The organism is Larkinella punicea (genome assembly GCF_003334855.1).
In the GTDB taxonomy this organism is placed as follows: Bacteria; Bacteroidota; Bacteroidia; order Cytophagales; family Spirosomataceae; genus Larkinella; species Larkinella punicea.
Window position 1 is genome coordinate 203,735 of the sequence record NZ_QOWE01000004.1, and the last position, 23,771, is coordinate 227,505.

Genomic DNA, 23,771 nt, shown 5'->3' on the forward strand with positions numbered 1-23,771 from the left:
AAGAAACGAGCAGGTGGTCGCCAATCAAAAAGAACGGGATGAATTTCCTATCCAAGAAATTCATCCCGTTCTTTTTGATTGGCGTTCAAATCCGGGCAGTTTTCATTACTGCACCAACACCCGCACCAGCCGACGTTGAAAAGGGGTGGCAACCTCCAGCATTAACAAGCGGGTATGGTTCCCTGCAACGGGCAGAGTCAGTTTCTCGGTAGCCTGAGCCTTCTCAATCTGCTGACGGACCATTTCCCGCCCGTTGACATCCGTTATCTTTATCTGTAGCGATTGCCCTTCAGCACCGGTGACTACGGCAACAATATTCTGTCTGACCGGGTTACCCAGCAGATTGACCTGTAGGTTCGGAGTGCCTTCCGGATTGGGCAGACCGGTTCGGGCTGCGCTTGTGCAGTAGGATCTGAAATTAAAAGCCAGGCTGGCCGTCTTCCCATTCTGACGAACCATGAGTTGCAAAGGCTGCGCATTTTGGTCATTGCGGATCCATTCAGGCACGGTGAAGGATGGGCTACTTTGCCAGAGTTGCAAACCCGGCACCATATACTCCACCGGTGTGCCACTGCCTCCGCTGTACTTAATAGTCAACTCTCCGGTTACACAGGTGTACAAAGGAGACTGAATCGTCAGAGGCTTTTCCAGCACGGTGATTAGCACAGTAGTCAGGGTTACTTGCCCATCCTGATACCTCCGCGTGATGGTGGCCCGAAAGGGTGAACCGGCTGTCGAAGAAGGCCCTCCCCCAAGCACCCAATAAATACCACCATTACCCGGCAATTCCACCTGAGCCAACTCCAGATATACGCCGGGAGGAAATCCTGCGATCGAAACGCTTACGGTACCTGAAGGGTCGTAGACACCCCAATAACCGGTTCCATCACTCGTTGCCTGCCAAATAGGCTGACCCACATAAGCCGTTACGGCAATTGGGGCTGTACAAATCGACCGGAACGGAAACGTATACGATACGGTTTGGCCACTCTGGCGAGCTTGTAACGTAAGGGTCGTGGTATTGGGATCGAGTAATACGCCGGGTTCTACTTTCTGATTTGGGTTACTCGTCCAGACGGTTACCCCAGCAGCGAAGTATTCGATGGGTGTGCCATCTCCTCCGCTGGTCCGAAATGTAATTCCTCCCGTTTTACAGTCGAAAAGCGGAGTCAACAGCTTTAAACCCGTGCCTTCGCCATGACAGAAGGCGTGAAGATCAAATACATAGCTAACCGAATTGCCCCGTTGTCGCGCCTGTATGAGTAAAGGTTCCGAGTTGGGGTCCATCACCACACCTGCTTCAACGAATTGGTTGGGATTGGTGGTCCAGGGGGTAACGCCCGCTGCCGAATACTCAATGGGAGAACCGTCTCCCCCACTGGTAACAAAAGTAATAGCGCGCGTCTGGCAGTTGAAAAGCGGGGCTAATAGCCGCAAAGGCGTCTGTGGACGTTCGATAACTGTTATCAATAGTGTCGTTAAGGTGGTCCGGCCATCGTTGTAGTGCCGGGTCAGCACGGTTCTGAAAGGCGAGCCGACAGCGGTGGTCGGCGTACCATCCAATACCCAGTAAATACCGCCAATACCCGGTAATTCAATCTGGGCCAGCTCAAGCCGAACCCCTGGTGGCAGACCGCTCGCCGTTATAGAAACCTCATTGCTTTTCTCCAGAAGTCCCCAGCCTTCGGTTTCAGCAATTCGCTGACCAACATAAGCCGTTCGGGAAAGGGGTGGCGAGCACAAGGGTCGGAAATTGAACGGATAGGAAACCACCTGACCACTCTGACGAGCCAGTAAGGTGAGGCTCGTCGTGTTGGGATCCAGAAGCACGCCGGACTCCACCTTTTGACTAGGGTTGGTCGTCCAGACGGTTACGCCGGCAGCGAAGTATTCGATGGGTGTGCCATCGCCCCCGCTGGTCTGGAACCTGATGTCACCGGTTTGGCAGTCGAAAACCGGAGCAAGCATCGCCAGAGGAGGAGGCAGCAGTTTGACCACCCAGGCGTCCTGATTTCCCCGATTATTCACCACGTCGCCATTGGTAGAATTAGTTGAACCGGCCAGCAAATAACCGTGATCAGCAGTTAATGCCAGGGCACGGCATCCGTCACTGCCTGACCCGCCCAGCGGTTTTTGCCAGGCCAGCGTTCCGTCACCCGCCAATCTCGCCACCCAGGTATCCTGATTCCCGTGGTAACCAATCACATCGCCATTATTCGATGAGGTATGACCCGCTACGACACATCCCCCATCGGCCAGGGCCACAATGCCATAGACTTCGTCAAAAGCAGAACCGCCCAACGTCTTTTGCCAGACCAGATTCCCGGTACTGGTAATTTTAATCACCCAGAAGTCAAATGAGCCGTGGTTGCCACTTACATCATAATCGTTGGATTCGGTTCGGCCAGCCACCAAAAAACCGCCGTCTGCCGTCTTTGTAATGGACCGGGCATATTCTTCTCCCGAACCGCCGAAGGATTTTTGCCAGACCAATCCCCCGGTGCTATTGAGTTTGACTACCCAAAAATCACTGGTAATCGTTGATCCTTTATGGTCTGTCACATCGCCATTGTTGGAAAACGTATACCCAACCGCCACGACACCCCCATCACTCGTTGCCGTAATGGCAAAAGCTTCTTCACCAATCGAGCCGCCCAGGGTCTTTTGCCAGACAATGGTACCGGAATCCGTAAGTTTAACGATCCAAAAATCACCTAAACCGCCTTTGAACCCGCTTGGATCCCCATCCGTTGAATGGGTACGCCCGGCGACAACAATTCCCCCATCGGTGGCGATGGTAATGGCAAAACCCCAGTCGATAGCAGAGCCTCCCAGTGTCTTTTTCCACACTATGTCCCCTCCACCGGTCAGTCTGACCACCCAGAGGTCTGCACTACCGTGGTTGCCACTCACATCGCCATCGTTGGAGTAGGTAATTCCTGTGACCACAAAACCGCCATCCGCCATTCCCGTAATACCCAGAAACTGATCTTCACCCGACCCGCCCAGAACTTTTTTCCAGACGACAGTACCGGCGCTATTTACCCTGAATACCAGACCATCACTGCTCCCGTGGTTACCAGCGATGTCGCCATCATTGGATAAAGTCTGTCCGGCCACGACATACCCACCATCCGCCGTGGCCGTAATGGCCGCAGCTCCATCATCGCCCGAACCACCCCAGTTTTTTTGCCAGGCAATCTGGGGTTGTATAGACGGCGCTTCGGTTAGAAGCGCCGGAAGATCTTTGGCGGGTGGGGTCGAACGATTGGGGGGAGTAAAAGAAAACAAACCTACAAAAACCAGAAGTATTAATGCCCATAATGACCCTGCATAGAGAGTCTGCTCTACGGACCAAAACCGATGAATGAATAGAGATCGTTTCATGATGGTAAAGATTGAAAATTGAGAATAGAGATCCAGTCAAGACCAGGAATAGAAGGTTTCTGACGTATGATTTCAGGGACACTCAAAATCTTCCCGGCCAACCGATCAGTGAATGTATCCAATTGAAAATCAGTAAGAGATGACCCCAATCACAGTTTAACTTGATTGTTGTTAATCGGTCAATTCCCAGGCTGATCTACATCCATTTTGTTCCCTGCCGCACCAGAAGGCGTCAAGTTGCGGATGGCATTAAACCGGGCAGGATTGGTCATGGACACCACTCGAGCGAAGATCTGCTTTAAAAGAATAAGAGAAGAAAATACAATATCAATGCAATAATTACCAGTTTCCCTGTTGGAGCTTCTGAGGTTGTAGTATCACAATGCTACCCAATATGCCCATTCCAATTAAGCCAACTCCCTCAAACTTTCTCAGGGTGCGAATCAACGTTTCGGGAGCCGTCCCAATCATCGCGGCCAGATTATGCCGTGACAACTGAATGATGCCTCCCGACTCCTGTTTGACTAAACGAAGCAGCGTATCAGCCACCCGGCGATTGATGGAGTTATAGGCCATTTTCAGCAGTTGTTCATCCCGCTCGCTGACATGGCTGGCCAGTAGTTTAATAAACTGCTCGCTCACTTCCCAATTATCTAATAGCAGCTTTTTAAACACTTCTTTGGGAATATAGATCAACTCCGCTTTAGTCAATGTGATAACTGTGTCCACATATTCGCTGTTGTCAAAAAGAGGAAGGTAGCCGAAAAATTCGCCCGAATGGGAGAAGCTTGTAATCAATTCCTTGCCATCAGAATTGACCTTCATGGTTTTAATTTTACCCGATTTAAGAAAATACAACTGAATGGCTTCCTCCCCTTCCCAATAGACCACTTGTTTTTTGGGCAGGGTATGAACCCTGCGATCAGCTAACAGGCTTTGCAAAGTACCGTTTTTAGAATCAGTATTCAGGAACGGTTCTGCCTGCTGCGGGTCATCGGTCAGTCCTACGGGTGCCGGTACTGAATTCTGGAACCGGTTGAGCCGCACATCGATGGCGCTGAGTAACTCCGACTCTTCGAAGGGCTTGGTTACATAGTCGTCGGCCCCCAGTTCCATCCCTTTGCGTACTTCGGCACGCTCGGTTTTGGCCGTTAGAAAAATGAATGGAATGCCTGACAAGGCGGGATTTTTGTTAAAAATATGCAGGACTCCATAGCCATCCAACACCGGCATCATGATATCACAAATGACCAGATCGGGTGGGTTAGACAGGGCTTTTTCGATCCCAATCTTGCCATTTTCGGCTATTTGGACGCTGAAACCCGCCAGTTCGAGGATCTCGGCAGTATTCTCGCGGATCGCTTCGTTGTCTTCAATTAAAAGAAGATTTTTCATAAAGGAAGGATAAGGTAACAGGATTGTCTAGATAACCCGAAAGTCGATGGGATCGATGTCTACTCCAGCACTACCGCCTTTCTCCTCTTCCAATCTCTATTTTTATTTGCCCCTTCTCCTTTTTAGAAATTCATCGCAAGGGTAAAGATGGACTACCGATCATTAAACTTTTATGACCAGCATCAAAAACCAGCTTGATTAATATCATAAGCCTTCAACGGAGCCTGGCCTTAAAACTGGATTCAGAGGCCATCTTCATGTCCTATTCGCAGAGCCATTTACAAACCTTTTTGCAAGGTTATCGTGACAAATATCATACAGACAACAAGGTCATCGTCAATCTTTCATAGTCGAATATCGCTTACCATTGAATGCTGTAATCCATATCGTTGCTTCCTCTATTTCAGGCTCTCTAAAAAGTTACAACTCATCCGATTTGGTTTCCTTTGACCCCTAAACAATGCTATCCAATGAAAACGATTCTCATTCCTGTTGATTATAGTGCGCCGTCCCGGCTTGCGGCTGATTTTGGCCTGTGGCTTGCCGGTCAGTTAGGCGCTCATGTCATTTTGCTGCACGCCTATCCGGTTGCGGTTATGCCCGCTCTTTATACGATACCGATCCAAACGACCGGGAGCGACGAAACGCTTTACCAGCAAAATGGTGAATACATACAGGCGTTTCGGGATGATTTACTGCGGAGACACCCTTCCCTGAATTCCGTGCCCGTTACAACAAAAGTGATTCCGGGCTCAGCAAAAAGCGCCATTTTATCGGAAGCAACGGAGATGAAAGCCGATTTCATTATCCTGGGTACCAGTGGGGCCTCTACTACCCTCGAAAACTGGCTGGGTTCCGTAGCCACGGCGGTGACGCTAAAGGCTAGCTGTCCCGTCTGGGTTATATCGGGCACAACCGCCCCGGGCCGTATTCGTCCTTTAACCTACTTTGCTGACCTCGAAGGAAACGAAGTGGATTGCATTCAACGGATTGTGGAAATAGCCCGGGACCTGGATGCCAGCACCAAAGTCATTCACGTTGCGGCCTCAGCCTCAGAAAATCAGTGGGATGCCGAACCGGCCTTTGAAAAATTAAAAGAAGCATTTCAGGGAGAGTCTGACATCCATTTCTGGCAGTTTGATGACCCTCACCCGCATCAGAGAATTGAAAATTATATTCAGCATTACAATCCGGGTATCGTCGTTCTGGCCCATCATGAGCGGTCTTTCCTGGACACCGTTTTCCATAAAAGTCTGATCCGCCACATTGTCCTGACGGCTAAAGTACCTTTGTTGATCATTCCCAAAAATGCCATTCGGGCGTAGGCAATACTATCAGGGCGCATCCATGGCAATAATACCCTGATTATCAATCAAAACCAGAGAAAGTATGATTTCAGAACCGCAACTCGCCGATTTGATCCGGCAGGAGAGCCAGCAAAAAGCCCGGCGGTATTTTCAACTGGCCCTGCGCTATGCCGTTCTGGGCAGCCAGCCTGCTATTCTGGTTTGTATGGGGGGAGCCGCTACCGGCAAATCAACTCTGGCGGCTTCTCTGTCCGACGAATTGGGCCTGGCCATTTTAAACTCCGATCGGATTCGCAAGCAACAGGCCGGAATCGATCCGTTTTATCGGTTACCAGAGTCCGAACGGTGGTTGTTATACGACCAGGCGGTTACTCAAAACGTTTATCAGGAAATGGGCAGTCGGGGATTGCGGGAAGCGCTGCAAACCGGAGCGGTTATTCTGGATGCGACCTACCGGGATCAAGATAACCTGGAAAATCTTCAAAGAATTTGCCCAAAAAAGAATGTTCGTTTGTTCGTTATCCAAACGGAGGCTCCCATTGAACTCATCCGCCAGCGCCTGAAGCAACGGGAAACGCAGCCATCGGTTTCAGATTTACGAATCAGCGATTATGTACCGGGGCAATTTGAGATTACCTATGCGATTGAAGAGTATGTGAAAAATGGGCTGAAGGTAAACACGCACGGTTTAACCAGAGATACCATCGATCAGGAAATTATTCCCTGGCTTATTCAGCAGGCACATCCTGCCTTACCAGTCGCTTTACAGTCCCGCCCTAGTTGATCGTTGCCGAAAGGCAAAAAAAAGAGGGATCAAATGACCCCGCTTTTTGGTAACCCCGATCATGCTAGCTTTCCTGCTCACTGTACGTTTTAGTCGCCGACAGGGTATCTTCATCAGCCCGTTCCGGCTCATACAGAGCCAGCAGCGGAACACGCGGTTTATACGCCCGCCGTCGCGTCAGACTGCGATTCCAGAGCGCATCCAGCAAGGTTTTCCGGTGCGGAACCGTTACCAGTAAATCGACCGGATGGGTCGTCAGGTATGCTCCGCCGAGACCTCATCAAACAAGTTCTGCGCGAAATGGATGGCTTTTATGGAAGCCTCCGAAAAGTCGGTCAACAACACATCCCCTAAAATTCGGGATGACTCATGTTTGGGATAAAACCGGCTATTAGTTAGTGACAATCAGGTCATCCATTTCACAAAGCTCTCTATTTGTTCCTATTCGTTCCATGACCTTGCTTCACAGTAAACTTGATTATGCTCATATACCGGTCCTATCTATTTCCTTGACTCCGATAGAACCTACGGTTTGAGGACCTTGAGCACTTTTCGCTCCCTGGGGGTTGCCACTTCCAGTAGATACTGGCCCGGGCCGGAACCAATCGGCACCCGCTGTTGCTCCACGGCCCCCGCCTGCTGGATACGCTTGTTGTGTAACACCTGTCCCTGGGAGTTGATTACTTGTAGCTGCACCCATTCACCTTCTGCTCCCCGAATCTCGACCTCAGCCGAAGACCCTGCCAGTGGATTGCCCAGCAACCGCACCTGTAGGCAGGATAAATCTTGTTCGCCAGACCCAAACCGGGCGCTTCCACAGGCGGTTTTCAGGTTCCACTGGGTTGTCACCGTCACCCCATGCTGACGCGCTTTGAGTGTAAAAGGCTGTACATCACTGGCAGTACGGAGTGAGAAATCAACAAATTGATCCGGGTTGGTCGTCCAGGGCGTGATACCCGCTGCCATGTACTCGATCAGAGAGCCGTCTCCTCCACTGGTATTGAAATGGAAGCCTCCACTCCCGCAGTCATACCAGGGCGGCTGTAGAGCCAGTGGGCCTGCCGGAAAGACCGTTATGGTAAAGGTCGTCAGGATTGGCCTATTGCGAAACTGACCCGTACTGGCCCTGAACGTAACCGTAAACTGTCCCGCCTGGGTAGGTGCTCCCTGGATGGCGGCCAATGGGCTATACTCCAACGTAGTGGTAGTTAACCATAAACCTGGCGGCAATCCATTCACCTGAAAAGCCCACTCAGACGCATAGGTCGCATAGTTAGGCATATAGGGCGTAGGGTCGACAATAAACGTGCTCAGAACGAGGCCTCTTCCGGCCAGCGTCTGTCCCTGGGTCATGACCTGCGGAGGAATGAGTTGGATGAGTTTGGGAATAAACGGGGGCCTAAGCGTGGTACAGGCCGCTCCCAAATCAAAATTGTAGGTAACTGGTTGGCCACTCTGCACTGCGGTGATGGGAATCACTTTCGGATCGCTCCGTAAGCCGGGTTCGACAATACCGACTTTATCGGCGGCTGAAGCACGCGAAATGCCCGGAGCCGTGAAGGTGATTGGCGTGTTATTACCACCTTTCGTACGAAAAGTGATCTCGCCGGTATGGCAACTGTAAAAAGGAGGCAAGATCTGAAGCGGTTCACGGAGCTTGATTACCCAGAAGTCCCGTTCTCCCTGATTACCGGTTACATCTCCGTTGTTAGATCCCGTATACCCAGCCATCACGTAGCCGCCATCCGAAGCAGGCGCAATGCCGAAGACGGACTCCTCATCCGTCCCTCCCAGTGGTTTCTGCCAACTCAATTGGCCTAACCGGGTGAGCTTAACCACCCAAACATCCAGAATTCCACCATGAAAGCCACTGACATCGCCATCGTTGGAATTCGTAGATCCTGCCACTAAAAAACCGCCGTCGGCTGTGGTCGTAATGGCATTGGCAATGTCATCGCCCGCTCCTCCCAACGTTTTTTGCCAGATGAATTTTCCCTGATCGTTGAGTTGTACGACCCAGGCATCATACCTGCCGTGATTGCCAAGCACATCGCCATCATCGGAAGACGTTGTTCCGGCTATCGTATACCCATTATCGGACGTGGGCGTAATGGCAAGAGCGATGTCAACCTGGGTACTTGATCCGCCCAATGCCCTTTGCCAGACTACATTCCCTGAACCGGAAAGCTTTACTACCCAGGCATCCGATTGCCCCCCGTGATTACCACTGACATCACCATCGTTGGAGGATGTTTGTCCCGTCAACACAAAGCCCCCATCCGCCGTCGTCGTAATGGCTGTTGCCGCTTCATATCCCGTCCCCCCTAACGTCTTTTGCCAGACAATACCTCCTATACTGTTCAATCTGACCACCCAAATATCGCTCCCCCCATGATTGCCACTCACATCGCCATCATTGGAAAGCGTTTCCCCAATCACGACAAAGCCCCCATCCGCCGTCGTCGTGATGGCTCTGGCATACTCAGTCCCGGTTCCTCCCAAGGCTTTTTGCCAAACAATGCCTCCTGCACTGTTGAGCTTCACCACCCAAAAATCACTTTCCCCGTGGTTGCCGCTGACATCGCCATTGTTGGAAAACGTGCTTGCGGCCACCACAAAACCCTTGTCGGGTGTCGGAATCACGGCAGAGGCAAAATCATATCCGGTCCCTCCCAGGGCTTTTTGCCAGACCATATTTCCAAAGCCATTAAGCTTTACGACCCAAACGTCATTATCGCCGTGATTGCCACTGACATTTCCATCGTTGGATTTCGTTTCTCCGGCCACCACATACCCTCCATCCGAAGTTGGCTTGATGGCTCGGCTATAATCTAAATCAGTCCCTCCCAGGGTTTTCTGCCAATCCATGAGTTGAGCCGAAGAAACCGTAAGACTTCCCAGCCAAAAGGCCAATGTCACGACCACGAAATTGAGCCCCCAATGACCGCGGGCGACCCGGTGCATCCAGAATGTTACCAGTGTTTTCATAGCAGTTTTAGTAGTGAGTGGAATAGACTTTCAAAAATCAAAACCGGCAGGTGTGTGTATAGGCACGTTCTAGTGCTGAAACCCCAACGTTCTGGCTCGTACAGCTTGCTGACTGGTTACACCTTGCTGCATTTCAATAGGTCTCGTACTCGTAGTGCAGTGTTTCTGTGCTTTCATAAGGCGTTGCCCGAATTCGACTCGTTGGCAAGTTTGAGCTGTTATAGGTATACGTATAGGTGGTGGAGCCGTCGGAAAGCATGTTGTTCTGACTTAAATTGAGCAGGTTATCGACACCACCATAATAGGTATAGTAGGATAAACTACCGGAGTGCGGATCGGAGAGCCGGCCCGTAAAAGGAGCCGGAATGACAAATAATCCATAGAAAGGATTGATCTTCGAATCGTAGGTAAAGACTGCCGTTCGGGTGACATCATACAAAGGACTACCCCTAACCAGGCTTTCATTTATGGTGGCAGAGGTTATATTATTGGCTGTAAATATAAACGTACTGGTCTGACGATATGAAACACCGCCTGTTTCAAAGATTTTCAGGCTACTCTTCAGTCGGTTGTCCGGGTTATACTGAAGCTTTATCAGCCAGATGTTATCTTCACTCACGTTGTTGACATACCTTAGTTCAACAACCTGACCGGCCTCATTTAAAGTATAGGTATAGATTTCGTACTGAAAAGGTGCACTGCCAGTTCGTTCGCTGATATCGCGCCGAGCCTCTATAAGCCGGTTCCGGGCATTGTACGCGAAGACGGTAGTTTCCACCGGCGAAACCGTGCTGTCGGGCGTCTGAAACGTAACCATCGAACTCAGCCGGCCCAGAGTATCGTACTGAAACAAACTGACCTTGGCAGTTTGATCTGGCCCCTCCCGGATTATTTTTTTAATGCGTTGCCGATCGGTGACCGACCCGGGCGAAACCGCCGGAAAAAGGTGGTCCGAACAGCTAAAAAATCCAATTGTCAATACCAGGCAGAGTAGCCCACGAAATACATATGTTTTTATCATAATCGGTCGGGATTGCATTTTTGTTGTGAATTGAAAATGGTCACTTATTGAATAATTGGAGATTGGGAATAGTCTGAAACGCCCGTACCAAGCGCAAGAAGCACACTAAAATACAGCATCCAGAAAAACCGTAGTATATGTTTCATAACTCAAGAAGTGTTACAAGATGAAAACCGTATCGCTGAAGCGTTTAGGGATAAAATCAGGAATTGAAAACAGTTGATGGTTTAGCGCCTTATCCGTTTGGGAAAAGGAAATCACTGTCCTTCAACCTGCTACCAAAACAAACGCATGAAATTATGATGCATAATAGCCAACTCTCCCCTCTTAACCGATGAGTGGGGTCAAGCCTGGTATTGACTTTCGTCATACAGAAAATTACCAGCTACCCTGTTTTAGTTTCTGGTGCTGCAAGAGCCGGATGCCGCCTGAGAGTTCCATTTCAAGCAAACCGGCCTGTTTGAATTCTGTCAGGGTGCGCACCAAGGTCTCGTGGGTTATTCACTTCCCTATGCTTTTAAGTATAACAACATGGTAAATAATTAGCAGGATGAAACGCGATGATCCAACTACTAGGCCGTTTATTACTCAATCCGCGGTTTTATTGATCTTTACATCGTCCAAACGGATCGATCAGTTAAAGCGTGTGGAGGTCAGGGCTCTGGCCAATTCGCTGCAACACGAGCTGGGCGATTTACTTCGCATAATACTACTTGATGAAAAATCCTATCCCGATATTTTTCAAAGCTTTGAAATTACCATCAATCCCACTTTTGTGTTGCTACGGGAGGGCCATGAACTTTGGAGACAGGAAGGAATACCGGAGGAAAACCTGCTAACGGTTGCATCTAAACGTTTATTTCCGACCTGATCCGAATGCGATGAAAATAGTAACTGGGCTGATTACCGATTTTATAACCGGCGTCCCCTTACTTACACCTACGATTGTTTCTCCTATAAACATACAATCTCATCAGTTGCTAGTCCGTGAAGCCAGTTGCTCCGACAAAATTACGGGATGTTTCCAGAGTAAACTGCCATGGCTCTCAGTGAAGTACTCCCCATTGTATGGACAGTAAAAGGGCATTTTATAATGAAAAGCCTACGGCATGCGAGAGGGTATGACTTGGCTCCAACGCCAAGAAGCCTTGCTTGAAACGAAGGACGGGTAAACCGCTGGTGCGCCAGCCCGGCCTGTCGTTAGAAGCCGATCCAGAGGTGGGGGCAAAACTACCACCCACCCCTTACATTTCAAAGACCCGCTTGGGGGTGCGGCCCCCCAAAGACGAATGCGTTCGCTCTTCGTTATACCAGCGGATATAGCGGTCCAGTTGTTGCCAGGCATCCGTTGAATTTCGTTAAGGGTGGAAGCTATCCCAGGAAATTTCGCCAGGGGCCGAATGCTCACTAAATAAAGTCCCTGCTGTTTTTGGGTAGTTATTCATTCGGAAACCAGTTCCGAAAACACAAACGTAAAAGCGATTGCTATGCTAGCCATGAATTACCGCGGCCCGCAACGGGTTCGCGTCAGCCACAAACCCATGCCCGAAATCAAGCATCCCGAAGATGCGATTGTGCGGGTGACCCGCTCCTGCATCTGCGGATCGGATTTGCACCTCTACAATGGCAATGTGCCGGATACGCGGGTCGGCATGACCTTCGGACACGAATTCATCGGCATTGTCGAAGAAGTTGGTTCGGAAGTGCACAAAGTAAAAGTTGGTGACCACGTCCTGGTGCCTTTTAACATTGCCTGTGGCAAGTGTCATTTTTGTCGGCAGGGACTGTTCGGAAACTGCCATGAATCGAACACGCAGGCGACCGCGGTGGGCGGCATTTTCGGGTATTCACACACGGCGGGGGGCTACGATGGCGGGCAGGCCGAATTTGTCCGGGTTCCCTATGCCAACGTGGGGCCGACCGTCATTCCACCGGGTATGGACCCGGATGATGCCGTGATGCTGACCGACGTGGTGCCAACGGGTTACCAGGCTGCCGAAATGGGCGGTATTCAACCCGGCGATACGGTGGTCGTTTTTGGTGCCGGTCCGGTCGGAATCATGGCCGCCCGGTGTTGCTGGCTGTTTGGGGCCGGTCGGGTCATTGTCCTCGATCAGTATGAGTATCGGCTGGAGTTTGTTCGTAATTACGCCAATTGCGAAGTCTATAATTTTAAAGAAATGGACGATCCGGTCGTGTTCATCAAGAAAATCACCGACTGGATGGGGGCCGATGTGGTGATCGATGCGGTTGGTGCTGAAGCGGCCGGAAGTGCCCTGCAAACCATTACGGGGCGAAAAACTTTGCTACAGGCGGGTTCGGCCACGGCGCTGCACTGGGCCATCAATTCCGTCAAAAAAGGCGGTATTGTGTCCATCGTGGGTGTCTATGGCCCCACCGACAACCTGGTTCCGATCGGCAATGTCGTTAACAAAGGACTGACGCTGCGGGCCAATCAGGCTTCGGTCAAGCGTCTGTTGCCGCGGCTCATTGAGCACGTCCAGAATGGGATTTTAAACCCCAAAGCGTTGATCACCCACCGCATTCCGCTGGAAGAAGCCGCCGACGCGTATCGCATGTTTTCCAGTAAGCTCGACAATTGCATCAAACCCGTTCTTATTCCACCATCCGCCAAAATGTAAAATTCCTATGGAAACTAAAACCAACGATTTACCGGCTATCGCCCGGGACTATTCGCACATCAAAGGCTGGGGCATCGATGCCGATCCGAAAAACGACCCCACTTATCCCATAAAACACCGCGCCAACGATGAACAAACGGGCTATAGCTGGGAACGACCCACGCAGCAACCGGTGGATGTGGAAGTGCTGCGTTCCATCGAACGGCCGACGATCAGTGCGGTTTTTGGCACATCGACACCGCCTTCCGGATGGAGTGGTGCCATCCGCCGGTATGCCTTCAAATACAGTGAGTCCGAATATGGTCACTGGCTCCCACTGCTGCTGGCCGACCGTGTCAATATGGTGGAAGGCATCATCGATGATTTCAGGCGGGGGCATGTTCCCAATATTTTTGCCGAAAGAGGCTGGAAAGCGGAGTGGAAACATGACCCGCAGGGACTAACCCAAAAAGTGCTCATCGGAACAGCGGTCACCGTGGCGGTTTTTATGCTTCTCCGAAGAAAGAAATAAGAAAACCGCTTCGTTCTTACCTAAAAAGTCGATCAGAATCCGACCGGTTTTTGCCAGTAATCTGATCGACTTTTCTGTAACTTATGCCGCTGGAGCCGAAAATAGCCGGTTTATTTTTCCCGATCCTATCCCATAATCGGGAAAACCAATTTAAAGCATTCCATCTTCCGGTTGGCTCAGTAAATCATCGGCTTCGGCAATAAGCCTGATTCCTGCATTGTTTTCATGGCAACCGGGTTAATGGACGGTTTTAAATGGATTTACAAGTAGGTATGAAACCGGTTGATTCAAGGGCAATCGCTGGCAGAATCAATAGATTGGGGCGAGCTGCCAGGTAGGCTGACGTTGCGCCAGTTCCGCCAAAAGAGACAGATCAACCCGCTCGTCAATCACACCGCTGTAACCAATGCGCGGATGCGCTATCTCCTGTTGATCAGTTGGATCAGGCAAGCCCTGACGGGCTTTGGCAAAGTGAGCAAAGTCGACACTACTGGGAAAGGCATGGACGGATGGATGTAGCTTCTTCTTGGCTTCGAATAAGCTATAACCGCCCGTAAAGACCAGATCAGCCCGTTGTAACAACTCCTTTTCCTGTTCCCGAAGCTGGGGCGAAGCCCCCTGAAAGGCTGACAGTTCATCCATGCAGTCATAAAGCGTAACCCGGGGCCGGAGATGATCGGTAAAAGCCAATGCCATGGGTGTATAATACCACGTACCATAATCCCCTTTCCGGGCGCGGATCAACGGGTCATCCACCGGTTTCCAATGAAAACCATCGGGCGACGACGCCAGGTTGATCGACGGACCGGGATAATAGGCACTGTCCGGGCGGGCGGCAAAATACAAATCGCCCAGCGGCCGGGTGAGGGCAAAAAACCGTCCGTCGATCTTCCGATTCGGTGAGGGCCTGAATCGTCCGTTCAGCGATCTTCGGCCAGTCAAAATAATCGGTTTCGGGTTTGGGCAGGTGTTTGTAAAGGCAGACCATGGCTTCCAGAAACTGGTCGGCGGCTTCAAATTCGCTCTGCGGAACCGATTCATTTTGATAAATGAAGGCATCTGATAGCACAATTCCTTTCCCGGCTTCCAACGGTTTTTCAGAAGAAGGCAGGGTAAAACCGGCTTCCGGCCATTGCACTTTGACCGTGTTAGACGGTTCGGTCCGGGTGTCCTGGCAGTAGTCGTTGAGCGCCGTAAAGTTCTGAAAGTATAAAATCGACCCTTCTGTAGGCTGAATGGTGGAGAGATAGGTCATCCCGGAGGTTGGTCCGTTCTGGGTGACATACACCATTCCTTCGGTTGTTAAGGGGTCATAATCGGTATCCAGCAGATACAGATCCCGGGGAAAAGCCTGTACTGTGAAGGGCTGCCTGGGCTTCAGAGAGGTGGTATAACGAAGCAGAGGTTCATGCGGAAGCGGTCGTTCGATCACCACCCGAAACGTTCCCAGAGCGCCCTGCACCCGGTATTCGACCTCCGTTTCCGTCGTCCGGATTGGTTTATAACCCTGAATTCCCTGCGGATCGAAGCAGGTGCGAATTGCCAGTTTACCTGCCTTCCCCCATTCTCTGATCAGCCAGAGGGAGTTGGTCGTCAGGCCGATTTTGAGCGAGCCCGATTCAAATGGCAAAGGAACGGCAGCCCAACGGGTAGCCTGTTTAAGTTGCTGGCCGAGCCCATTTACCCACTGTGAGGTTTCTTCCGTTTTTGTAAATGGTTGCCAATAGGTGAGACTGTTATAGGGTTTTGTTTGCATGGTCTACGCTGGTTTTAAACCTACTGTACCCATTCAAACCACTATACGTCAAACCGGCCTGTTTTTTTTACCAAAAAGTAAGGTAACGGCACTTCTCGGGTTGTGTGAAGCCCATGAAGCCCGATACGAATTGCTCTTCCCGCCGGGGCCTTTGTCTCACTCTGAAATACATTACCAGACATATCGGGCTTCTTCTGTCGATTAACGCAGGACAATGGCTGGAACGTTTCGACGGCTTACGCCAATCCTGGTGGAGCACTGCTAGCCTGCCCACGGTTCGCTATTCTTTTTGATGCACATCAACCCAACTCGGTTAAGTTTCTGAAAAAGGATTGATTTGGCTATCGATTCAACCGGGTATTGCCCCTTAAAACAGCATTTTAAAAAAACTGAGCCCCGGTTTTTATAGATAACCGGGGCTTTCTGTCGTGTTTTAGTTCGCTACTTGTTCGTTCAGGAATGCGCAACATCGGTTAAATCGACCATTGCCCGGCATTCATCGGCGCACCGGCGGCAGGCTTCCGCACATTCCCGGCAATGATCATGTTTATCGGCATGTTTTTCACATTCAGCGGCACAATCTTCGCAAATACGGGCACACAGTTCGCAGACTGACCCGGTAAACCGGCTGTTGGAAGCCATAAACTGGACAGCGGTGGCACAAATCAGCGCGCATTCCCGATCCAGACGGATACAATCGGACAGCATAGCGACTTCCGGTTCGCGCAAACAGGCATCAGCACATTGGTCGCAAGCAACCAGACAGGCCTGACACGCTTCAAGACAGGATTGATACGGATGTTGGTTCATCATAACGTAAGTGATTTATGAATTGATAGTTGGCCTTTTTCTAAAAAGTGAGGATTCGGTCCGGTTGTGTCCGGATTTTGAGTTGGCGCGTCCGCTGTTTCAGGACGACACTTCGTATTGGGGCTATTGGCTGGCGTAAAAAGCTTAATGCCCGTGATTGGGGAGCGGTTCTTTTTCCGTACTTACTTTCAACTGCCGGATTTCGCCCTGCTCCCAGGCGTTGGCCCCCGGCTGAACTTTGGGCATCGGAATATCCGCCCGGTTCCGGCGTTTCTCCGGCGTAGAAATCCGGAATCGCTCATCCCGCCTTCGGATCAGGCTATCGGCCAGTTGGCCTTCTTTGGTAAATCCCATCATCACCAGCGGATGGCCGAGGGGCAATTTCAGATCCCGATCCGTATGCCAGGTATGAAACGTCTTTCCATACGTAGAAACCAGTTTCTCCATCAATTCGTGTTCGGCTACCAGCGGCAAACCGGGGGCAATCAGGGTCCCTGATTTCACCTCGTGGTGGTGGCTGTGCCAGAGTTTTTTTTCTTCGTCGGGCAGGGTTTTGAACAAGCGCTCGGATACAATGTATTCGACGCCCATGATTTTGGCGTCCTTGCCGTTGCCGTCGAAAATCATACACTGAACGACGTCTTCATTCAGTTGGGTGCAGTAATGATGGGCTTCCATCTGTCCCGCCATGTTGCCATTATAAAAATGAAAACCATCCAGATACATGCTCATGGCCTTGAGCGGAGCTTTGTTTTGCAAAAAATCCGCTCCGGTTTCAAGTGCTTCGGTTTTGGTGGTTTTGTCACCCCCCGGCGACTCGACATTGGAAGATGTATTTCCCCCCCCGCAGCCCGTCAAAAGGAGGATGCTCATCCAGCTCAGGGTTGAATATCCAAGTTTAATCATTGGTAGAAGTTAATTTGGGCCCCACTGCGGACAAGACATTTCTACTTAAGAATTCCAAGTCGAGCCTGGATGAAGGCGTGGTATCGGCTCCCAGAACCCGTTCCATATACGTCAGGGCCATTTTGGTGTGGGCCGTTGTATCGGCCGCCAGGCAATCGCCCGGAATGCTCAGACTGTACTCCCGCATGTAGGCATCTTTGGCCGAAAAAAGGACGCAGATATCCGCACTGATACCGGTCAAGATCAAGTGCTTGACGTTTAGGTACTCCAGTAAGGTGTCCAGTGTAGTGGCAAAAAAAGCGGAATGCTTGGGCTTCAGTACAAAATAGTCATCGGAGGCCGGATACAGCAGTTCGACCAGCGGCTGACCCCGCACGCCGTCTTTCAGGCAATGCTCCACCACTTCTTTAAAATCGGATCGCCAGCGGCCAAAATTGTCATTGACGTAAATAACCGGAATCGTCAAATCCCGGGATCGCTGTTTCAGGGCCGCAATCTGTTTGGCCGCCTTTACAGACGGTTTTAAAAGCTGCTCCCCATTCGGAAATTCCAGGTCATTGATCATGTCGATAATCAACAGTGCTATGGGGAACTGATCCGGGACATTGCCGTGTAAATCTTCACTCTTCTTCATGGTATGCATTCAAAAACGGCTTCGATTAGCCCGAAGGAATTGCCTCAAAACCAACTCGATTGGCTACGAAATCCGATACCCAAAAGTCAATTATTCCTGCTTAGCAGATTCATTGACGGAATCTTCGGCGATTTCCGTCAAATGCGCATCCGTTTTGTTTTCTTCAGCCAGCGTTTGTTCCAGTAATTCAGCGGCTTTCGAATAGCCCAATCCGCCGGCCAACATCCGCAGGGTCCCATATTCACCTTTTGAAACTGCCATTTTTAAATGTTGTTTGAATGAAACATACCAAAATCGTCGTTCGCTAAACTGTATCTGCGCTGGCGATTTAGCCTTTGAACCCGGAAAGGTCAGCATTGTTTCTAAAATTTAGGATCGGTTCCTGCACACAAAACCGGCACAATCCTGACGAGAATTCCGTAACCATTCAGGAGGGGCGAAACGTGGTTGATTCGTGATTCGACTAACTCAGAGATCCTGCTCCTCCTATGATGACGAAGGGACGCTGAATAATTACAGGACACGAATCAATAACATCCGTCTTTTTCGGGAGGAAAAGAAACTCGCCAAGCTCCGGGCAGAGCGAATCATCTTAGGGCACAGATCCACTGGCTGTTTTCAGGCTAAAAAAAATGGAGAGAATATTTACTTTGCAAAGCTATCTTAATAGGACGATAATTTAATTACAAAATAGTAATACAAATACATAGAATAATCATAATTTCTTATGAAAAAGGCAATTATTTTCCTGGTCACATTGGTTACCATTCTATCATGTGACCAAAATACCTCATCGGTTACTCCCGCAGAAGATCCAGACTGGATAAAAATTGAAGTTCCAAATGGTCGTGAAGTATATGCAATTGCTGGAGACCTAGACAAAACGCTGCTGGTTACCACCTGGACTAAGGCATACTATTCAGTAGACAAAGGTAAAACCTGGCAAGAATCAAAAGATTTCAATGGCCCTGTTCCGGGTTTGTTGGTTCGTAACGATACAACTTTCTCGATGGAGGCACGCTCTTTTGATCAACAAGGCAAGCTTTTAGGCTCAAGCCTAATTCATTATTTTACAACGGATTACGGAAAAAATTGGAAAAGTTATTTCAAATTCTACAAGGAATATATGGACACCATCAAGCCAGTGGGTATGGTAAAATCAGCGGAAGGGATTATTTATACAATAAAAGAAAATAAAACACCCACTGCCCCAGGTTCGTCGTCCTATTATATAAACCCTGGTGAAATTGTTAAGCAGAATGGCTTGAGTCAGTCCTTAGTCCGTTTTCCCTACAAACTCAATTTGATGAATTTGCACCTCGATACCCAAGGGCGCCTTTATGTTGCTGCTTCGGGAGGTTCCTATCAACCAGAAAGAAACACGTTTTATTGTTGTCCGGAAAATTTACCGGGTATTATCTATGTGTCAAAACGTCGAATACCTTAGAATTAGTGTTACGCCCGACTTTGGATGCTATGGAGAAGCTTACTTTCCTGATCAAACAAAAAAAGCTGCACCATTTCCTCTTAACAATACACTGTAAATCAGTGCGTTACCATACCTCAACCCTCTCCCAATTTCAGTCAATCAAGCCCGCCCTGTAGCGGTTTGGAAATTTCCAGTTTTAAAAAATGGCGAATAGCTGTAAAGCGTTTAGATAAATCCCAGGTCGAAGTCATCGACCGATCACCTTTGAGCCGCCACATGACCTAGTAGTCGACCTGGTCGCTTAAGTGCGTATGACGGTATGGGTAGCGTATGGTTCCACGATCAATCACTTTATTCATGCATATTGTCAGAATAAATTTAAATATACATGAATGAGGTAAACTCAAAGATCCTTTGACCGCATACTCAAAAGGCAGTTGGTTATTGCCTGTAAAGTTGTAAATAGGTTCCTATTTAATTGATGAGATGGCATGGCTCCCCAACAAAAAATGCTTCGGGTGTTCAAATTGATCCGCCTGCTCAAGCAACGCCCCGGCAAAACCGTCGATCAACTGGCTCAGTTTCTGGAAAAAGACAAACGCTCGGTGTACCGGTACCTCGAATTGCTACAGGAGGTGGGGTATGAAGTGGATAGTCTGGGCAGCCCGCCCCGGTATTATCTGTTTGAGAACGAGACCCGGCAACAACCGCCATTTACGGAAGAGGAAGCGCAGGTGGTGCGGCAGGCACTGGCGGGCGTTTCAGCGACTCATCCCCTGCTGGCCGGTATCCGGCAGAAACTGTTTCTGTCGTCCACCCTGCTCCCGCTGGCGGATGGGCTGGTAGACATTCATCAGGGCCAGATCGTGGAGCGCCTGGCCGAAGCCCTGCGCGATGGCCGACAGGTGCGGCTGGTCGGTTATCAATCGCCCAACTCGAATACCGTTACCGACCGGCTGGTGGAGCCCGTGTCGTTTACGGATGACTTCAGTACGCTGAATGCCTGGGAACCGGCTGCGGGTCAGGAAAAGACGTTCAAAACCCGGCGCATCGAGGCCGTGGCGGTGTTGGACACGGTTTGCCAATACCGGGGTGCCGGTGAGCCGCTGGATTTGTTCGGCTGGGCGGGGCCGCAGAAAAAAATCGTGGAATTGTCACTCACCCATCGGGCCTATCGCCTGTTAATTGAAGACTACCCGTTGGCACGTGCGTATACAGGTAAGCGTAACGATACCGGTTTCCCCTATTTTTTCAAAGGTGAAGTCCGGGATTTCCGGGGGATCGGGCGGTTTGTACTCGGGATTCCGGGAGAGGTCCGAATTGATGAACCGGAGGAGTTTCGCGGGTATTTGCGGGGGCGGATTGGGGAGTTTGGGATGTGAAGGAGCTATTAATCCTCGCGAACTTGCCTTTCCATTTCGTCCCATTCGGCATCGGTGAAACCGAGGTCAGGTATTGGAAGCGGTTCTTTGGGGCCAACCAACTCAAAGAATAAGTCAGCACCAACGGCTTTGATAATAGCCGGATCATAACTATTCGACTGGCCTCTCTTCATTTTAGCAACGAGGATTCCGTTGACAATGAAGGCGTCAGGGGTTTCGATGATGGTTGGTTGTTGAGGAGTCATATCATATTTGGAATCGGTTGAACTACCAAAAATACGAAAATAGGCATAGAAAGGTTTTAAACCGAACACAATGACAGACAAAGTAGGCAGAGGAAAAACGCAAAGAATAGAATGAGAGGTTACGTTTTGCTTTTTGCGGCAAGTCTTGCTTCAGCAATTTGACGCATGGCTTCCTCTTGCGACAGCCGTTCGGTGGGCAAGCTTAGGATTTCCTCCCAGGTCATTTCCCGGATGGTTTTTCCGGTAATGGTGTTTTTAACCGCACCAAAATCTTTTGATTTCTTGTTCATCGGCGATTTTTAGTTGGTGGTAAATGTAAGGGGTTGTAATTCAAAGATATTAGCAAAAACCGGGAATTGTTGTTCTAGTAAAATACATTCACTCCTTTCCTTGAGTTCTACAGTCAGATGTCCCAAATTCGACGAAATTTATCCCAAATTTGACAGTTAATTTTCGAACAAGAATGCACTTTTGCCCAGTTGACATGGGCATTCGGTCTTCTCACCATGATCTTACTGCCATGTTCATTCATCTTTTTCTATAAGGCAAAACATATGCTACAAACCCTGATTCGTATAGGCCAGCAACTCAGTCAGAATCGGGGTGACTGGGATGATATTCTGGATAGCCCAAAGATTGAAACGGAAACCAAGAAAGGCGATCCTATTACCAACTATGTAATACCGCTCATTTTCAATCTGGATGAACGCCGGGTCGAATTTGGTGGTCTATTAGAGTATGATCCTGACGAATCACCTGAACGGTTTTTCAATATTAAAATTCAGGGCGGTAATAATAAGGCTATTTATACGTGTGCGGAATGGAAAAAATTGGAACAACTGCGCAAGACATTCTTTGGGATTCCCGATAAGAGAGGTACAGAACCAGATCGGGGACAATTTACGGATGCTATTGAAACGAGTTTTGCTGATTTACGGACTACACCGCTTTATGAAACACTCAACGAAATTTTCACGCTTCGTAATGAATTCGAAAACCGGTTTAATTTATTGAACAATACCAAACTTACGGATACCGATAAAGAACAGTTATCGGACGATGAAAAGCGGTTTTTGAAAGCAATTGCATTGCGTCCATCAGAGCGGTTTGCATTGGTTGTGGCGCAGGTAGTTTGGTCAGAAAAAGGGTTTGCAAAACCAACGCTATTTAGTCAGATTGATGGTTATCAACACTTTTTAAAAAAGAAGTTTCCGCGAAAAGATAAACTGGAAAAAACGAATACTGATGAGAAATTATGCTACGCTACTGGAGAACATGCTTCAAATGTTGGCTTGTTCAAACGAGTTATTAGAGGACGGGCTACCATCACAGATATGTTTGTAACAGAGACTAAAAATTATGCTTCTTCTTTAGGAACAACTGAAACTGCATTTGTCAAGGCTTACCAAGTTGGTGCAGAAACTCAGTTGTATCTTGAACGTAGTTCAAAATACTTAATTGAGAATTACACTACAAGAATTGCAGGAATCAAACATTGCATAATACCTCACTTACTAAGTTGGGACGATGCCGATGTAGAAACTACGCTTCGCACACTGAGCCGTGAGTCTGATTTACTCTTCCAATTCAAAACCTATCAAGAGATCGTTGGTGATTTAGAGATAGAAACAGCTAACCCATATTGGATTTCCTTTTTGGCCTTTGAATCAGGGAAAGGTGAGTTTTTCAAAACGATCAACGTCATCAAAGACGTTAGCCGAACGCACTTCGAGCGGTTGATCGGCGCTTTCCGCAAGCTCAATAATGAGTGGAAAGCCGTATCGGGCATTAATTGGACAAGTATTATGAGCATGGGCAAAGAGCAAACTCCGCTTGTGTTCAATCTGTTCACGGTGTATGCCATGATCCCGGTTCGGAGAGACAAAGAAAAGAAAAATGAAGCACTCAATTTGTTCAAACAGGTACTCGAAAAACGTCCAGTTGAGCGAGCAAAACTCTTTGGCTATTTTAAAGAATTGATCCTATGCCATTACTACGGGAGATACGCCGGTTACACCAATATTCGTGAAAATACCGAGTTCGATTTTGCCATTCGTAATGCGGTATTTCAGTACCTCGCCTTTATCCAGATTCTTAAACAGTTTAACCTAATCAATCCTATGGAAGTGGATCAACTTGATGACCTTGAAGAGATTACCCTTGACGCTGCGCCGGAAGAGCAGATTTTGCCCGACTATCAACAAAAAATAGAGGAGTTTTTTTTGCGCATGAGCTACAAACCGGAACACAAGGCTCTTTTTTACTTGGGGCGGGTACTCAACACAGTGGCGCAAACGCAGTACAAAAAAGAACACAAAACAAAGCCGGTTCTTAAAAAACTGAATTACAACGGCATGGATCGGGATGACATTCGGCGGTTGCATCGTGATCTGGTCGAGAAGACCCAACAATATAGCATTCATCGTCTGACTGAAAGCACGTTAAGCCGGTTCATGATGCTATTTAACCATCAAAACTGGACGATGAAACCCGACGAGGCTCTATTTTTCATTCTGTCAGGCTACTCTTTTTTTGCCGGTTCTAAAAAGAAAATCACAACCAACGAATAACCTA

Annotated in this window: 21 protein-coding genes and 1 pseudogene; 8 read left to right on the plus strand and 14 right to left on the minus strand. The window is 49.1% G+C overall.

All coding sequences use genetic code 11. The features are described 5' to 3' along the window. Window positions 1-105 precede the first annotated feature (105 nt). Together DUE52_RS06125 and DUE52_RS06130 are read right to left on the minus strand one after the other, a co-directional pair. Window positions 106-3,291 (minus strand): PQQ-binding-like beta-propeller repeat protein, encoded by a 3,186-nt coding sequence (locus tag DUE52_RS06125; protein ID WP_114405094.1) that lies wholly within the window; start codon window positions 3,289-3,291, stop codon window positions 106-108. Between the two features lie 435 nt (window positions 3,292-3,726). Continuing rightward, the gene (locus DUE52_RS06130; protein ID WP_114405095.1) at window positions 3,727-4,782 is read right to left on the minus strand and encodes a response regulator; all 1,056 of its coding nucleotides are present in this window, start codon (window positions 4,780-4,782) and stop codon (window positions 3,727-3,729) included. Between the two features lie 470 nt (window positions 4,783-5,252). Between DUE52_RS06130 and DUE52_RS06135 the strand changes: the two genes are divergently transcribed. Together DUE52_RS06135 and DUE52_RS06140 are read left to right on the plus strand one after the other, a co-directional pair. Continuing rightward, a complete protein-coding gene (locus DUE52_RS06135; protein ID WP_114405096.1) occupies window positions 5,253-6,107 on the plus strand; it encodes a universal stress protein in 855 nt (284 codons plus the stop codon). A 64-nt stretch (window positions 6,108-6,171) separates the two neighbouring features. Further along, a complete protein-coding gene (locus DUE52_RS06140; protein ID WP_114405097.1) occupies window positions 6,172-6,873 on the plus strand; it encodes a P-loop nucleotide/nucleoside kinase family protein in 702 nt (233 codons plus the stop codon). Between the two features lie 64 nt (window positions 6,874-6,937). Here the strand turns inward: DUE52_RS06140 and DUE52_RS32315 are convergent, their stop codons facing one another. The 3 genes from DUE52_RS32315 to DUE52_RS06150 form a co-directional block, all read right to left on the minus strand. Continuing rightward, on the minus strand, window positions 6,938-7,081 hold the full coding sequence (locus DUE52_RS32315) for a hypothetical protein (RefSeq protein ID WP_165840869.1): 144 nt from the start codon (window positions 7,079-7,081) through the stop codon (window positions 6,938-6,940). A 317-nt stretch (window positions 7,082-7,398) separates the two neighbouring features. Then, on the minus strand, window positions 7,399-9,861 hold the full coding sequence (locus DUE52_RS06145) for an autotransporter outer membrane beta-barrel domain-containing protein (protein WP_114405098.1): 2,463 nt from the start codon (window positions 9,859-9,861) through the stop codon (window positions 7,399-7,401). 133 nt (window positions 9,862-9,994) lie between these two features. Further along, on the minus strand, window positions 9,995-10,678 hold the full coding sequence (locus DUE52_RS06150) for a hypothetical protein (protein WP_165840870.1): 684 nt from the start codon (window positions 10,676-10,678) through the stop codon (window positions 9,995-9,997). Window positions 10,679-11,432: 754 nt separating this feature from the next. Between DUE52_RS06150 and DUE52_RS06155 the strand changes: the two genes are divergently transcribed. Then, the gene (locus DUE52_RS06155) at window positions 11,433-11,753 is read left to right on the plus strand and encodes a thioredoxin (RefSeq protein WP_114405100.1); all 321 of its coding nucleotides are present in this window, start codon (window positions 11,433-11,435) and stop codon (window positions 11,751-11,753) included. Window positions 11,754-12,126: 373 nt separating this feature from the next. Here DUE52_RS06155 and DUE52_RS33050 read toward each other — a convergent pair. Continuing rightward, window positions 12,127-12,225 (minus strand): annotated as a pseudogene (locus DUE52_RS33050) (integrase core domain-containing protein); the annotation flags it as partial. Between the two features lie 144 nt (window positions 12,226-12,369). Here DUE52_RS33050 and DUE52_RS06165 point away from each other — a divergent pair. Both DUE52_RS06165 and DUE52_RS06170 read left to right on the plus strand, forming a co-directional pair. Further along, complete coding sequence (locus tag DUE52_RS06165; RefSeq protein WP_114405101.1) at window positions 12,370-13,524, plus strand: zinc-dependent alcohol dehydrogenase; 1,155 nt, start codon at window positions 12,370-12,372, stop codon at window positions 13,522-13,524. Between the two features lie 7 nt (window positions 13,525-13,531). Continuing rightward, window positions 13,532-14,035: a hypothetical protein gene (locus tag DUE52_RS06170; RefSeq protein WP_114405102.1), complete on the plus strand. Its 504-nt coding sequence runs from the start codon at window positions 13,532-13,534 to the stop codon at window positions 14,033-14,035. Between the two features lie 309 nt (window positions 14,036-14,344). Here the strand turns inward: DUE52_RS06170 and DUE52_RS32745 are convergent, their stop codons facing one another. The 6 genes from DUE52_RS32745 to DUE52_RS06200 form a co-directional block, all read right to left on the minus strand. Beyond that, complete coding sequence (locus tag DUE52_RS32745) at window positions 14,345-14,791, minus strand: glycosyltransferase family protein (RefSeq protein WP_310587787.1); 447 nt, start codon at window positions 14,789-14,791, stop codon at window positions 14,345-14,347. Further along, window positions 14,784-15,791 (minus strand): hypothetical protein, encoded by a 1,008-nt coding sequence (locus tag DUE52_RS32750; RefSeq protein WP_114405103.1) that lies wholly within the window; start codon window positions 15,789-15,791, stop codon window positions 14,784-14,786. The genes DUE52_RS32745 and DUE52_RS32750 overlap by 8 nt, the downstream gene beginning before the upstream one ends. A 453-nt stretch (window positions 15,792-16,244) precedes the next feature. Then, a complete protein-coding gene (locus DUE52_RS06185; protein ID WP_114405104.1) occupies window positions 16,245-16,604 on the minus strand; it encodes a four-helix bundle copper-binding protein in 360 nt (119 codons plus the stop codon). Between the two features lie 141 nt (window positions 16,605-16,745). Continuing rightward, window positions 16,746-17,507 (minus strand): OBAP family protein, encoded by a 762-nt coding sequence (locus DUE52_RS06190; protein ID WP_114405105.1) that lies wholly within the window; start codon window positions 17,505-17,507, stop codon window positions 16,746-16,748. Continuing rightward, the gene (locus DUE52_RS06195) at window positions 17,500-18,141 is read right to left on the minus strand and encodes a cysteine hydrolase family protein (RefSeq protein ID WP_229312081.1); all 642 of its coding nucleotides are present in this window, start codon (window positions 18,139-18,141) and stop codon (window positions 17,500-17,502) included. The genes DUE52_RS06190 and DUE52_RS06195 overlap by 8 nt, the downstream gene beginning before the upstream one ends. A 90-nt stretch (window positions 18,142-18,231) precedes the next feature. Beyond that, window positions 18,232-18,498 (minus strand): DUF892 family protein, encoded by a 267-nt coding sequence (locus DUE52_RS06200; RefSeq protein ID WP_114405107.1) that lies wholly within the window; start codon window positions 18,496-18,498, stop codon window positions 18,232-18,234. Between the two features lie 370 nt (window positions 18,499-18,868). Between DUE52_RS06200 and DUE52_RS06205 the strand changes: the two genes are divergently transcribed. Both DUE52_RS06205 and DUE52_RS06210 read left to right on the plus strand, forming a co-directional pair. After that, window positions 18,869-19,588 carry a beta propeller repeat protein gene (locus DUE52_RS06205; RefSeq protein WP_114405108.1) on the plus strand — a complete coding sequence of 240 codons (720 nt, stop codon included), beginning with the start codon at window positions 18,869-18,871 and terminating at the stop codon, window positions 19,586-19,588. 473 nt (window positions 19,589-20,061) lie between these two features. Further along, window positions 20,062-20,952 (plus strand): helix-turn-helix transcriptional regulator, encoded by an 891-nt coding sequence (locus DUE52_RS06210; RefSeq protein WP_114405109.1) that lies wholly within the window; start codon window positions 20,062-20,064, stop codon window positions 20,950-20,952. Window positions 20,953-20,960: 8 nt separating this feature from the next. Here DUE52_RS06210 and DUE52_RS06215 read toward each other — a convergent pair whose 3' ends face one another. Both DUE52_RS06215 and DUE52_RS32325 read right to left on the minus strand, forming a co-directional pair. Next, window positions 20,961-21,278, minus strand: coding sequence for a hypothetical protein (locus tag DUE52_RS06215; protein ID WP_133299776.1), 318 nt, complete (start codon window positions 21,276-21,278; stop codon window positions 20,961-20,963). Between the two features lie 38 nt (window positions 21,279-21,316). Further along, window positions 21,317-21,487, minus strand: a complete 171-nt coding sequence (locus DUE52_RS32325; protein ID WP_165840871.1) for a hypothetical protein — start codon at window positions 21,485-21,487, stop codon at window positions 21,317-21,319. Between the two features lie 264 nt (window positions 21,488-21,751). Between DUE52_RS32325 and DUE52_RS06220 the strand changes: the two genes are divergently transcribed. Next, complete coding sequence (locus tag DUE52_RS06220) at window positions 21,752-23,767, plus strand: TM1802 family CRISPR-associated protein (protein WP_165840872.1); 2,016 nt, start codon at window positions 21,752-21,754, stop codon at window positions 23,765-23,767. Window positions 23,768-23,771: the final 4 nt, after the last annotated feature.